The organism is Roseibium litorale (genome assembly GCF_014842915.1).
In the GTDB taxonomy this organism is placed as follows: Bacteria; Pseudomonadota; Alphaproteobacteria; order Rhizobiales; family Stappiaceae; genus Roseibium; species Roseibium litorale.
In genome coordinates this window covers 40,514-53,598 of the sequence record NZ_JACYXI010000013.1, presented here as the reverse complement: position 1 = coordinate 53,598, position 13,085 = coordinate 40,514, and the positions used below count along the sequence as shown (strand labels likewise).

General features: G+C 61.4%; 11 protein-coding genes. 9 read left to right on the top strand and 2 right to left on the bottom strand.

The features are described 5' to 3' along the window. Positions 1–63: 63 nt before the first annotated feature. Together IG616_RS18160 and IG616_RS18155 are read left to right on the top strand one after the other, a co-directional pair. A complete protein-coding gene (locus IG616_RS18160; protein ID WP_192149600.1) occupies positions 64–2,055 on the top strand; it encodes a heme lyase CcmF/NrfE family subunit in 1,992 nt (663 codons plus the stop codon). Positions 2,056–2,060: 5 nt separating this feature from the next. After that, positions 2,061–2,546, top strand: coding sequence for a cytochrome c-type biogenesis protein (locus IG616_RS18155; protein ID WP_192149599.1), 486 nt, complete (start codon positions 2,061–2,063; stop codon positions 2,544–2,546). Positions 2,547–2,602: 56 nt separating this feature from the next. Here IG616_RS18155 and IG616_RS18150 read toward each other — a convergent pair whose 3' ends face one another. Then, complete coding sequence (locus IG616_RS18150; RefSeq protein ID WP_192149598.1) at positions 2,603–3,601, bottom strand: DUF2336 domain-containing protein; 999 nt, start codon at positions 3,599–3,601, stop codon at positions 2,603–2,605. A gap of 178 nt (positions 3,602–3,779) precedes the next feature. On the opposite strand from IG616_RS18150, the gene IG616_RS18145 reads away from it, so the two are divergent. The 7 genes from IG616_RS18145 to IG616_RS18115 all read left to right on the top strand — a co-directional run bounded on the left by IG616_RS18145 (position 3,780) and on the right by IG616_RS18115 (position 12,288). Continuing rightward, on the top strand, positions 3,780–4,430 hold the full coding sequence (locus tag IG616_RS18145; protein ID WP_192149597.1) for a glutathione S-transferase: 651 nt from the start codon (positions 3,780–3,782) through the stop codon (positions 4,428–4,430). Between the two features lie 163 nt (positions 4,431–4,593). Beyond that, positions 4,594–6,144 carry a Do family serine endopeptidase gene (locus tag IG616_RS18140; protein ID WP_192149596.1) on the top strand — a complete coding sequence of 517 codons (1,551 nt, stop codon included), beginning with the start codon at positions 4,594–4,596 and terminating at the stop codon, positions 6,142–6,144. Between the two features lie 157 nt (positions 6,145–6,301). Further along, complete coding sequence (locus tag IG616_RS18135) at positions 6,302–6,988, top strand: response regulator transcription factor (protein ID WP_281393177.1); 687 nt, start codon at positions 6,302–6,304, stop codon at positions 6,986–6,988. Further along, positions 6,972–8,414 carry a sensor histidine kinase gene (locus IG616_RS18130; protein WP_343072395.1) on the top strand — a complete coding sequence of 481 codons (1,443 nt, stop codon included), beginning with the start codon at positions 6,972–6,974 and terminating at the stop codon, positions 8,412–8,414. The genes IG616_RS18135 and IG616_RS18130 overlap by 17 nt, the downstream gene beginning before the upstream one ends. Continuing rightward, positions 8,380–11,358 (top strand): bifunctional [glutamine synthetase] adenylyltransferase/[glutamine synthetase]-adenylyl-L-tyrosine phosphorylase, encoded by a 2,979-nt coding sequence (locus IG616_RS18125; protein ID WP_192149594.1) that lies wholly within the window; start codon positions 8,380–8,382, stop codon positions 11,356–11,358. The genes IG616_RS18130 and IG616_RS18125 overlap by 35 nt, the downstream gene beginning before the upstream one ends. Before the next feature lie 95 nt (positions 11,359–11,453). After that, positions 11,454–11,792: an ArsR/SmtB family transcription factor gene (locus IG616_RS18120; RefSeq protein ID WP_343072394.1), complete on the top strand. Its 339-nt coding sequence runs from the start codon at positions 11,454–11,456 to the stop codon at positions 11,790–11,792. After that, complete coding sequence (locus IG616_RS18115) at positions 11,773–12,288, top strand: arsenate reductase ArsC (RefSeq protein ID WP_192149592.1); 516 nt, start codon at positions 11,773–11,775, stop codon at positions 12,286–12,288. Before IG616_RS18120 ends, IG616_RS18115 begins: the two co-directional genes overlap by 20 nt. A gap of 183 nt (positions 12,289–12,471) precedes the next feature. Here the strand turns inward: IG616_RS18115 and IG616_RS18110 are convergent, their stop codons facing one another. Continuing rightward, complete coding sequence (locus IG616_RS18110; protein WP_192149591.1) at positions 12,472–12,936, bottom strand: DUF3592 domain-containing protein; 465 nt, start codon at positions 12,934–12,936, stop codon at positions 12,472–12,474. Between the last annotated feature and the right edge of the window lie 149 nt (positions 12,937–13,085).

Genomic DNA, 13,085 nt, shown 5'->3' with positions numbered 1-13,085 from the left:
AAGCTGCCCAACAGACCTGAAAACCGGCCGGACGAGCCGGACAGCAGGAAGGCGGGAGAGCCAATGATCGTTGAACTCGGACATTTCGCGCTGGTGCTGGCCCTGGTGCTATCGCTTGTCCAGTCTGTTCTGCCGGTAACTGGCGCCCTGAAAGGCGACGCCCGGCTGATGGCCGTCGCCCCGCCGGTTTCGGTCATGCTGTTCCTGCTGGTCGGGCTGTCCTTCGTGGCCCTGACCGTGTCCTATGTGACCTCGGATTTTTCGGTGCTCAACGTCGTTGAGAACTCCCATTCCACCAAGCCGCTGATCTACAAGATCTCCGGCGTTTGGGGCAATCACGAGGGGTCCGTGCTGCTCTGGGTGCTGATCCTGGTGTTCTTTGGCGCTCTGGTGGGCACCTTCGGCAGCAACATTCCGGCGCCCCTGCGCTCTGCAACCCTCAGCGTTCAATCCTGGATCACAGCCGGTTTCCTGCTGTTCATTCTGGCGACAAGCAATCCCTTCACCCGCCTTGCCCGGCCGCCGATCGAGGGCAATGACCTCAATCCGATCCTTCAGGACATCGGTCTGGCGATCCATCCGCCGCTGCTCTATGTCGGTTATGTCGGGTTCTCGATCACATTTTCCTTCGCCGTGGCAGCCCTTCTGCTGGGCCGGATCGATGCAGCCTGGGCCCGCTGGGTCCGTCCCTGGACGCTGCTCGCCTGGGTGTTCCTGACCCTGGGCATCTCCATGGGCTCCTATTGGGCCTATTATGAGCTTGGCTGGGGCGGCTGGTGGTTCTGGGATCCGGTCGAAAACGCCTCCCTGATGCCCTGGCTCGCGGGAACGGCTCTGCTGCATTCCGCTCTGGTGATGGAAAAGCGTGAGGCCTTGAAGGTCTGGACGATCCTGCTTGCGATCTTCACCTTCTCCCTGTCGCTGCTGGGCACGTTCCTGGTCCGCTCCGGCGTTCTGACCTCCGTGCATGCCTTTGCGACAGATCCCGCCCGCGGCATCTTCATTCTCGTGCTCTTGTGCCTCTTCATTGGCGGGTCGTTGACCCTTTATGCCTGGCGTGCGCCCATGCTGAAGCAGGGCGGATTGTTCGCTCCGATCAGCCGGGAAGGCTCGCTGGTTCTGAACAACCTGTTCCTGACCGCCGCGACGGTGGCTGTGTTCGTGGGAACGCTCTATCCGCTGGCTCTGGACATTGTCACCGGTGAGAAGATTTCCGTCGGTGCGCCTTTCTTCAATCTGACCTTCGGCCCGATTCTGGTGCCGCTGCTGATCGCCATTCCCTTCGGTCCGGTTCTGGCCTGGAAGCGCGGCGACCTTCTGGCTGCCAGCCAGAGACTTTATGCCGCCTTCGGCATTTCCCTTCTGGCCTGTCTCTTCTGCTTCTGGCTCTGGGGCATGCAACGGGTTCTGGCGCCGCTCGGCGTTGGTCTTGCCGTTTGGGTGATGATCGGGGCGTCTGCCGAGATCCTGGGCCGTATCCGGGTGCGTGAAGTGGGCGCAGCCCGGGCGTTCTCCCGCTTGACCGGACTGCCGGGCTCCACCTGGGGAACGGCCATCGCGCATTTCGGCGTCGGTGTAACCCTGCTGGGGATCGTGACGGCATCGGCTTTCCAGACCGAGCAGATCCGCACGATGAAGCCGAAAGACCTTGTTTCGCTCGCCGGTTTTGAATTGACCTTCGAGGGCGCTGTCCCGCGCAAGGGACCGAATTACACCGAGGAAGTCGCCCATTTCACCGTCCGGCAAGGCGGTGTTGAGATTGCCCGGCTGGATCCGTCCAAGCGCGTCTACACAGCGCGGCAGATGCCGACCACCGAAGCGGCGATCCTGACGCTGGGTGTCTCCCAGCTCTATCTTTCTCTCGGCGAAAGCCGCGGTGACGGGGCGGTGGACGTGCGGGTTTACTACAAGCCGCTCATCACCCTGATCTGGATCGGCTGCGTGATCATGGCCTTTGGCGGCCTGGTGTCGATCGCCGACCGGCGTTTGCGGGTTGGCGCTCCCAAGCCTGCCCGCAAGTCCAAGGCAGTTGCCGCTGCCCAGCCCGCGGAGTGATCGCCATGCGTCGCCTGAGAACCCTTGCTGCTGCTTTCGGGATGTTGCTGGCCAGTCTCGCGCCCGCGCTCGCCGTTGCGCCGGATGAGGTCCTGAAAGATCCTGTGCTTGAGGCGCGCGCGCGGGATCTGTCGGCCCATCTGCGCTGCATGGTCTGCCAGAACCAGTCGATTGATGACAGCGATGCGCCTCTGGCGAAGGATCTGCGCATTCTTGTCCGCGAGCGGCTGGTCGCTGGGGACAGCGATGAAGAGGTCGTGGACTATCTCGTCTCGCGCTATGGCGAATTCGTCCTGCTCAAGCCGCGTTTTGCCTGGCATACGGCGATCTTGTGGTTCGCGCCTCTGGTGGCGCTCCTGGGCGGTCTGGCTGGGCTGTTTCTGGCGATCCGCAAGCGCTCCACCAGGTCTGGGGACGCCGTTCGTGAAGTGCCCTTGACCGAGGAAGAGGAAGCCCGGCTGATCGAGCTTCTGGACAAGGGCAAGTCTTAAGGTCTCAGCGCGGTTCTTTCCCCGTACCGCTGATCATCTGGCCAAGACCCTACCGGTCAGGCCGCCTTGAGGGCGCCCGTGAAGCGGAGCTTTGCCTTGAGCAGGGAGGTCATGCGCCTTGCATCATCCGTCGAGAGCACGTGATAGTTTGTCAGCCACTTGTTTCCTGTCGAGGCCGGGAACTTCAGATGCGCACAGCGGGCCTTGCAAATGGCCGCGTATTCACTGTCGGGAATGCCAACGGCGCGGCACAGGACAGAGGTTCCCGTTGCGTCATATCGCATCATGTAATGCGCGACTTGCTGCTGGGTCATGCCGAGCACGGCTGCGAGCAGGTGGCTGATATCAAGCAGGTTCTTTTCAAAAGCCAGCTGGGAAACCGCCTTGACCAGGGAAACATGACCTTCACGGATACCTGCGATCCACTGGGCCGGTTCCATCCGGCGCGGGCGCTTGGGCAGCGGGTCGCCAACCATGGCCTCGGAAGGATCGCGATAGAGCTCCTTCACCAGATCGTCGGTGGACTTGCGCAGGTGCCTGATCTTGTCGCCCATCTTTTGAGGCAGTTCAGCGATGATGCGTTCCAGATCTTCAGGGGAAAGCTCAGCGCCGATGTTCATGGCAACCGTGCCTTTGACATCGCGGCTGCCGCGTTCAACGAGCTTCTTCGTCAGCCGGGCGCTGAGATAGTTGCGCTTTGCCAGAGCCTGGAGGTGCCCCTGATCCATCGTCGAGGCGACTTCGAGAAGGTGGGGCTCCTTGAGCGCGTAAGACTTCTCCAGGATCGGGCGGGCGATTTCCAGATCATCCATCGCCAGTTTCATGGCAAGGCCGGGGGAGGTGCTGTCGATGGAAGACAGCCGCTCGGAAATGGTCTTCCGGTCTTCAACGCTCAGACGGTCATAAACGCCTTCAAGCAGGCCGTTGTAGACGGTCAGCTCTTCTTCGCGCTGTGTGTGAGCGCGGGACGAGTAAAGGTCCGTGACGTGATCAACCAGTTGATGCCGCTTGGCATCGGAACTGTCTCTCGCGAGCTCAACCAAAGAATCCAGCATGCAGGCACTTCCAATTAGAGACCAAAATCTTAACGCAGAAAGTCTTCACAATTGGATAAAGCCATCAGTCGATTTCCATTCATTTTGGTGTCTGGCAGCGGGAAGTGGCGGGTCATCCACAGGCTTGGACCTGTCTCCGGCGCTTGACGGTCTGCCGGGAATGGCGGACACGGAAGGGATGTCAGATCTTCCCGTTCTTTACTCCTTCCGGCGCTGTCCCTATGCGATGCGTGCCCGGCTCGCGATCCGCTCTTCAGCCACGTGTGTGGAAATTCGCGAGATCCTCCTGCGCGACAAGGCGCCCGAGTTCCTGAAGACCTCGCCGAGCGGCACGGTGCCCTGTCTGATCACACCGCAGGGGGCGGTGATCGATGAGAGTCTTGATGTGATGCTCTGGGCTCTTCGCGGGAATGATCCTGAGGGCTGGCTGTCGCCTGAAACAGGCGGGATCGAGGATATGCTGGAGCTGATTGGCCTGATTGACGGGGACTTCAAGCGGCATCTCGACCGGTACAAATATGATACCCGGTTTCCCGATGCGGACAGGGCACAGGAGCGCTCTGCCTGCGCAGCGTTTCTGATGGAGCTTGACGGGCGTCTTACAAGGTCCGCCTGGCTTTACGGGGAACAGGCATGCCTTGCGGATTTTGCGATCCTGCCCTTTGTGCGGCAGTTCGCGAACGTGGACCGGGACTGGTTTGATGCCCAGCCTTGGGGCGCACTGGCGCGGTGGCTGGCGGGTTTTGAAGACAGCGCCGCATTTGCCGGTGTCATGACCAAGCTGAAGGTGTGGCAAACTGGAGATGAACCGGTTTTCTTCGGCCGGTAGTCCGCCGGTCCCGGCGAAACTTGCGAAGATTACAAAAGCTTAATCCTCCCGACAGGCAGCTGTAAGGCTGCCGGTCCCATGATCAGCCTCGACACAGCGGCAAGGGATCATCCCCGCGATCCGAAAGCCGCCTCCAGACAAACAGTCATTGAGGTTGACGAATATGAGCGCATCTGACGTTTCTTCCCGCAACACGGCCAAGAAGGGTTTCTTCCGCAGCCGTAAGACCCAGCTTCTGGCCGGTGTGATGGCTCTGGGCATGGCAGGTGCCTTGTCCGTCCAGACCATTGTTCCGAACCAGCTTGCCTTTGCTGATGCGGTTCAGGTTCAGACGGCCGGTCCGGCTGACTTCTCCCCGGTCGTGAAGGCCGTGCAGCCGGCGGTCGTCAGCGTCAAGGTCAAGCAGGAATTGGAACCCAAGGCGATGGCCTTTGGTGATGACGTTCCGGACTTTTTCAATGATCTGCCGGACGGTCATCCGCTGAAGCGGTTCTTCCGCCGGTTTGGTGAAGATGGCCAGGGTCAGAACAATGGCAATAGCTGGGGTGGCAAGAAGCAGCCGCACCGCTATGGCATGGCGCAGGGCTCCGGTTTCTTCATCACCGATGACGGTTATCTGGTGACCAACCAGCATGTGGTCGACAAGGGCACCCAGTTCACCGTCGTAACCGACGATGGCACCGAATATGACGCGAAGCTGGTGGGGGCTGACAAGCGCACCGATCTGGCTTTGCTCAAGGTCGATGCCAAGAAGAAGTTCACCTATGTGAAATTCGCGGAAGATGCGCCGGTGGTCGGCGAATGGGTGCTGGCGATCGGGAACCCCTTCGGTCTCGGTGGCTCGGTGACAGCGGGCATCGTCTCCGCCCGCGGCCGTGACATCGGTGCCGGACCTTACGATGATTTCATCCAGATCGATGCGCCGATCAACCACGGCAACTCGGGTGGTCCTGCCTTCAACATGAAGGGTGAGGTTATCGGCATCAACGCGGCGATCTACTCGCCTTCCGGCGGCAATGTGGGCATCGCCTTCGCAATTCCGGCCTCGACCGCTGAGGGCGTGGTGAAGGATCTGAAGGATGACGGGTCGGTGGTTCGTGGCTGGCTGGGCGTCCAGATCCAGGCCGTCGGCAAGGACATCGCCGAAAGCCTTGGCCTTGCAGAACCGAAGGGCGCTATCGTTGCGGAAGCGCAGGATGGCAGCCCGGCAGCAAAGGCTGGCCTGAAGGCAGGTGACACCATCCTTGCCGTTGATGGCTCAAAGATCGACGGACCCCGTGAGCTGTCCAAGCTGATCGCCGGTTATGCACCGGACTCCAAGGTCGACGTGACGGTCTGGCGTGACGGCAAGACCAAGGACATCGAAGTGACCCTCGGCAAGCTGGTCGACAATGACAAGGTCGCCTCCGCAGACAGCGGTGACCAGAAGACCAGCCTCGACGACCTGGGTCTGGCTCTCGTCCCGGCGGATCAGGCCGGCGAGGATGGTGACGGCGTGGTTGTTGCCGATATCGATCCGGATGGTCCGGCAGCTGAAAAGGGTCTGCGTCAAGGTGACCGCATTGTGGAAGCCAACGGGGTCGCCGTCCATCAGCCGTCCGATGTTTCCAAGGCGCTGACCACGGCTGAAAAGGACGGCCGCAAGGCAGTCCTGTTCCGGATCGAAAGCGAAAACGGCTCCCGCTTCGTGGCTCTGCCGGTCAAGGCTGGCTGATCCACTTCAAATCCGGCGGGCCGGACGCATCGCCCCCCATCCCCTCCCGGCCTGTCGTGACGTCTGGCGGCGGAACCTCCCCGGTTCCGCCGCCAGCGGTTTATTCCCATCGAAGTCGGTCCTTCTTCTCTGACGCCTTCTTCTGTAAAAGGAGAGCATGTTGCGGATTCTCATTATCGAAGACGACGCCGAGGCTTCGGCCTATCTGGCAAAAGGGCTCAAGGAGCTGGGTCATCTGGCCGATCAGGCTGCAGACGGTGACACCGGCCTGCATATGGCGCAGTCTGCCTCCTATGACGTGCTGATTGTCGACCGGATGCTGCCCAAGCGGGACGGCCTGTCGGTGATCGAAGCCTTGCGCAAGTCCGGTGATCAGACGCCAGTGCTGATCCTTTCGGCTCTGGGGCAAGTGGATGACCGGGTCATGGGCCTGAAGGCTGGCGGCGACGACTATCTGCCCAAGCCCTATGCCTTTACCGAACTGCTCGCCCGTATCGAGGCCCTTGCCCGGCGCCCGAAGGCGGGCGGCGAAGTGGTGACCTCCTACCGGGTCGGCGATCTGGAGCTCGACCGTCTGACACACACCTGCCGGCGCGGGGATCAGGACATTCCGCTGCAGCCGCGCGAGTTCCGCCTGCTGGAATATCTCATGCAGCATGCCGGTCAGGTTGTGACCCGGACGATGCTTCTGGAAAACGTCTGGGAATATCACTTTGACCCGCAGACCAATGTGATCGATGTGCATATCTCCCGGCTGCGGTCGAAGATCGACAAGGATTTCGACAAGCCGCTGCTGCACACCATCCGCGGCGCGGGGTACACGGTCCGTGACACGTCTGACTAGGATCCTGCGCACCACGGCTTTCAAGCTGGCGCTGCTCTATATTGCGGTCTTCACCGGCCTCTCCGGCTTCCTTCTGCTCTACATTTCGCAGTCCACGCGCCAGCTGATGGACACGCAGGTGAGCCAGACGGTGGATGCGGAGATTTCCGGGCTGGTGGAGGAATATGTGCGGGGCGGCATCAGGGCTGTTGCGGAAAGCATCGACCGGCGCTCCCGCCGCCCGGATGCCAGCCTCTATTTGCTGATGGATTTCTCCGGTAACACCATCGTTGGTAACATCTCGCGCTTGCCGACCGTTGTGCTGGACGAGACCGGCGGCGGCCTGCGGCGCATGCGCTATGCCCGCGTGGATGCGAGCGGGGAAGTCGAGCGCGAGGCGCTGGTGCGGATCTTTGATCTGCGCGGCGGGTTCCGCCTGCTGGTTGGGCGTGACCTTGGCGAGCAATCCCGCTTCTCGACCATTCTTGCCGGGGCGCTGCGTCTTTGGCTTGCCGCTGTCATCATCATGGCCGCTGCAACTTGGTTCTTCGTCAGCCGACGCGTGATGAAGCGGATCGACGCGATTGCCGCCACCAGCCAGACCATCATGCACGGCAATCTATCGGGCCGTCTGCCGGTCGCCGGTAACGGGGATGAGTTCGACCGCCTTGCCACCAATCTCAACGAGATGCTGGAGCGGATCGAGCTCCTGATGCAGGGCATGAAGGATGTGACCGACAACATCGCCCACGACCTCAAGACCCCGCTCACGCGCTTGCGCACACGGGTCGAGAACGCCTTGCGCGAAGCCAAGACCACGGACGACTACCGCGACGCGCTGATGGCGACCATCGACGAGTCCGAGCAGCTGATCCGGATCTTCGATGCTCTTCTCAGGATCGCGCGTGTCGAGGCCATGGCCCCGGATGCGGATATGCAACCGGTTGACGTCGCCCGTCTTGCCGAAGAAATGGCGGATCTTTATGGCCCGGTGCTCGAGGACGAAGGAGGAAGTCTCGCCACTGATCTGGGCGCGGGGCCAATCATGGCACTCGGCAATCGGGACCTGATCGCTCAAGGGCTGGTCAACCTGATCGAGAACAGCCTGAAATACGGCCGCCCGGCGGAAGGCCCGCTGGTGATCACGGTCAGGGCCGGGACGGAAAACGGCCGGGTCATCCTGTCGGTTGCCGACAATGGGCCGGGGATTGCGGAGGAAGACAGGGACCGGGTCGCCGGCCGGTTTGTGAGGCTTGATGCAAGCCGCACAAGGCCCGGCTATGGACTTGGGCTCAGCCTTGTGAAAGCAATTGCCCGGTTGCATGGGGGGAATCTTGTCTTGAAGGATGCGGCCCCCGGACTGATGTCCTGTTTTGATTTGAAATGGGCGGAAACAAGTGGGGGAAAATCAGATGACGCAGCTGCCAGCGAGCGAAAGCCCGGCTGATACAGGCAAGGGCTGCCTGCTGGACCGGTTATCGGTCTGCCCGAAGCCCGTCGATGCGGGCCGGGGGCAGCTGTTCCTGAAGGATGCGCTGGAGGCTGAGGGTGGAGCTGATCTCAAGGCCCTGATCGCGCAACAGCCGCGTCTTGAAGATTTTCTCACCGGTTTTCTGAGCAACAGCGCCTATCTGCGGGATCTGGCTCTGAGGGACGTGCCGCGTCTTGCTGGCGCCTTGACGGCGGTGCCTGAAGAGCGGATCGCGGCCTTGATAGCGGCGGCCCGGACGGCCAGGGCTGCCGATGAGGCTGGGATCATGAAGGACCTGCGGGTTCTGAAGCAGGATCTTGCCCTGACCCTCGGGCTGGGGGATGTCGCCGGAGCCTTGAGTCTCGATCAGGTCACCGGCGCACTGGCGGATTTCGCGGATGCTGCTCTGACCGCGACCGTGCGCTTTTGCCTTGCGGACATGACAGCCAAGGGCAAGTTCGAGCCGCAGGACCCGGAGCGCCCGGAAATAGGATCGGGTCTCATCCTGCTGGCCATGGGCAAACATGGCGCGCGGGAGCTGAATTATTCCTCCGATATCGATCTGATCATCCTCTACGATGGCGAAAAGGCCCCGATGGCAGGCAAGGCCGAGGCGCCTGTCGAGTTCGTCCGGCTCACCCGCCGTCTGGTCAAGATCATGCAGGACCGCACGGCGGATGGCTATGTGTTCCGCACGGACCTGCGTCTGCGTCCGGATCCGGGCGCGACACCGCTTGCCATGTCCGTGTCGGGCGCCTTGTCCTACTACGAGGCGCTCGGCCAGAACTGGGAGCGGGCGGCGCTGATCAAGGCGCGGCCTTGCGCGGGCGACATTCCGGCAGGCGAAGCCTTTCTGAAGGAAATCGTTCCCTTCATCTGGCGCAAGTATCTGGACTTTGCGGCCATTGCCGACGTGCAATCGATCAAGCGCCAGATCCACATGCACAAGGGCCACGCCAAGATTGCCGTCGCCGGGCACAATGTGAAGCTTGGCCGGGGCGGCATTCGCGAGGTCGAGTTCTTCGTCCAGACCCAGCAGCTGATTGCAGGCGGACGGAACCCCGCGCTGCGCGGACGGCGGACGCTGGACATGCTGGATGGCTTGCTGGAGGCTGGCTGGATTGCCGAAGAAGCAAGGGATGAGCTGAACGAAGCCTATGTCTTCCTCCGGGGCGTTGAGCACCGGATCCAGATGCTCAACGACGAGCAGACCCAGCTTCTGCCCAAGGAGGAAGAGGGCCTGTGCCGGGTTGCCTATCTGATGGGGTTCGACACGCTGGAAGCCTTTGAAGAGGCCTTCCTCAGCCGCCTGAAGCGGGTGCAGAAGCATTATGCCGGTCTCTTCGAGGATGAGCCGGAACTGGCCTCCGAGCTGGGCAATCTGGTCTTTACCGGTGATGACCATGACCCGGACACATTGGAAACCCTGACACGGCTTGGCTACAAGCAGCCGTCGGACGCGGCCAATATCATCAAGTCCTGGCACTTTGGCCGCTATGCGGCGACACGCTCGACCAAGGCGCGGGAGCGCCTGACCGAGTTGCATCCGGTCCTGCTGACGGCGCTGGCGTCGACCGACAATGCGGATGCGGCTCTGAGGAGCTTCGACAGTTTCCTCGCCAAGCTGCCTGCCGGGGTTCAGCTGTTTTCGCTTCTGCGCTCCAATCCGGAACTGCTCAACCTGCTGGCAACAGTGATGGGGGCAGCGCCCCGGATGGCGGAGACCGTTTCCCGCCGCATTCACGTTCTGGATTCCGTGCTGGATCCGGCTTTCTTCGGCGCCATGCCGAGCGCGGCTGAATTCCGCACCGGTCTCGACCGGACCCTGGCGCAGGCGCGCTTTTACGAGGAAGCGCTGGACCGGGCCCGGATCTTTGCCCAGGAGCAGCAGTTCCTGATCGGCCTGCGGCTCATCTCCGATACGCTGAGTGCCGACCGGGTTGGCCATGCGCTGGCGCGGCTGGCGGAAGTGGTGGTCGAGCGGCTTCTGCCCTGGGTGGAAGCGCATGTTGCCGAGAGCCATGGCCGGGTCGAGGGCGGTCAATATGCGCTGCTGGCCATGGGCAAGCTGGGCGGGCGGGAGATGACGGCTGCCTCCGACCTCGATTTGATCCTGCTTTATGATGCGCCTGAAGATGCCGTTCAGTCTGATGGCAAGCGGCCCTTGTCCGTTGCCCAATATTACGCCCGCCTGACCCAGCGGCTGGTGACAGCCCTTTCCGCGCCAACCGCCGAGGGGGCGCTCTATGAGGTGGATTTCCGTCTGCGCCCCTCCGGAAACGCAGGGCCGCTGGCGACGAACCTTGCCGGGTTCATCGACTATCAGAAGAAGCAGGCCTGGACCTGGGAGCATATGGCGCTGACCCGCGCCCGGGTGATCGCGTCATCGTCGGAAGGCTTTGAGCAGACCATTCAGGCCCACCTGTGCGAAACCCTGTCCGCACCGCGCGAGCGGGCGAAGCTGGCCGATGACGTGCGCAGCATGCGGGCCAGGATCGAGAAGGAAAAGGGCACCAAGGACGTCTGGGACCTGAAACAGGTCGCAGGCGGTCTGGTGGATATCGAGTTCCTCGCCCAGTTCCTGCAGCTCGTTCATGCCAGCCAGACCACGGATGTCTTGTCCCAAGGGACGGAAGGGGCGCTGGTCAACCTGCGCGATGCCGGTGCTCTGGACCCGGGCAAGGCCGATCAGCTGCTTCACGCCCTGCGGCTCTATCACCGCCTGACCCAGGTTCTGCGTATGGCGGTGCCGGGCAAGTTCAAGGCCTCTGAGGCGCCGCGCGGCGTGATCGATCTGCTGCTCCATGCTGCAGGCAGCCCGGAGTTCTCCCGGCTGGAAGCGGAGCTTGCGGAAATCCAGGCTGGTGTCCGCGAACAGTTTGAAGAGATCGTCGGCAAGGTCGAGGTGGTGGAGGCGTAAGCCGCGCCGGATGCGCCAGGATGCCGGGAAAATGAGCTTGTTTATTTCGAAATATCTAGTAATCTAGAATTATGGATATTGAAGAAGCCGTTTCTGTGTTTTCCGCTCTGAGTCAAAGGACCCGTCTGGAGGTTCTGCGTCTGCTGTTACAGGCAGGTCCTGAAGGCATGGGGGCAGGTGAGATCGCCGGGGCGCTTGGCGTCCGGCAAAACACCATGTCGACCAACCTGAACATTCTTCAGCGGTCGGCCTTGATCAGGAGCGAGCGTTTCGGACGATCCATCCGTTACTACGCCGATATGGCAGGTCTCCGCGGCTTGCTGTCATTCCTGATGGAAGACTGCTGCGGGGGAGAACGCGAATTATGCGCACCACTACTGGATGTGCTGGTGTGCGACTGTCTGGAGAAAGCAGATGACCAATCGAGTTTATAACGTTCTCTTCCTGTGTACCGGCAACTCTGCCCGTTCGATCATTGCCGAGGCACTGATGAACAGGCTGGGGCAAGGGCGCTTCAAGGCATTCTCTGCCGGTTCCCACCCCAAGGGCGTGGTTCACCCTCACACGCTGGCGCTTCTGGAGAGATCCAATTTCAAGACGGATTTTGCCCGCTCGAAAAGCTGGGAGGAATTTGCAGAGCCGGGCGCTCCTGCGCTCGATTTCGTCTTCACGGTTTGTGACGATGCTGCGGGAGAGGCTTGCCCGGTCTGGCCGGGACAGCCGATGACAGCGCATTGGGGTGTGCCTGATCCTGCCGCCGCAGAAGGCTCCGAAGCTGAACGGAGGCTCGCCTTTGCGGAAGCCTTCCGTATGCTGAGTGCCCGTATTTCGATCTTCGTGAACCTGCCGCTCGGCAGCATCGACAAGCTTTCGCTGCAAAAGCGGCTGGACCAAATCGGAAAGACCGAGGCGCTGGACGGCGCTGCCTGATGAGTGAGGGCGTCCAGTCAAAGACCTGAACTGGTGAGGCTGGAACGGCTGATCCTTGGGCTGCCTGAGAAAGACGCTGCCTCTGCTGTTCAGGACAAGAGCAGAGGTGCCGCTTTGAAGCTGGCAAGGCAGAAAGCCATGGGGCCTATGTGCGTGAATAGAGGCGTTTCGGCGTCCTGGATATCAACTCTTTGCCCGCCTGTTGCGCAAGCGTTCGACCAGGATGGAGACGATCAGGATGGCGATGCAGAAAATTCCGATGCCGAAGCGATTTAGGGATCTGTCCCAATAGGCTCCGGGAAAGGCCTCTGCCCAGCGTGGATCGGAGGGTAGAAAACGGACCGGAACCCTTTCACCGGCCTCGTGGCTTTCATAGACTTCGATTGAGACCAGCTGGCTGTTGAAAAAGCGCGCGGCTCCGTCCTTGTAAGGGGCGGTGAACTGAAAGCTGACTTCATAGCTGACGGAGTTGCGTTCCTTGATGACCCGCTTTGCAGTCAGCGTTCCCGGTGCGATTTTCCCCTCAGTTGCCAGTTTGGAGGCGTAGTAGCGCTCATAGCCGCCCATTCCGATCGTATAGACCGCCAGTATCGCGAGAACGGCGAGAATCCAGGGGCGGAGCTTGTTGTAGAGCAGCAGTCCGTTCATCGGGGTCCACGGAGGTTCAATGGCCTGGGCACGCTCGTCATCTGCGCTGGTGGGTTGAGGGCTGATACCGGCCTCAGATAGTCCAATCTCCAGGACCTGACCACCTGGCCCGCAGCGCCGTTTCAGGCGGTTGGGTTTGCAGCGATGCT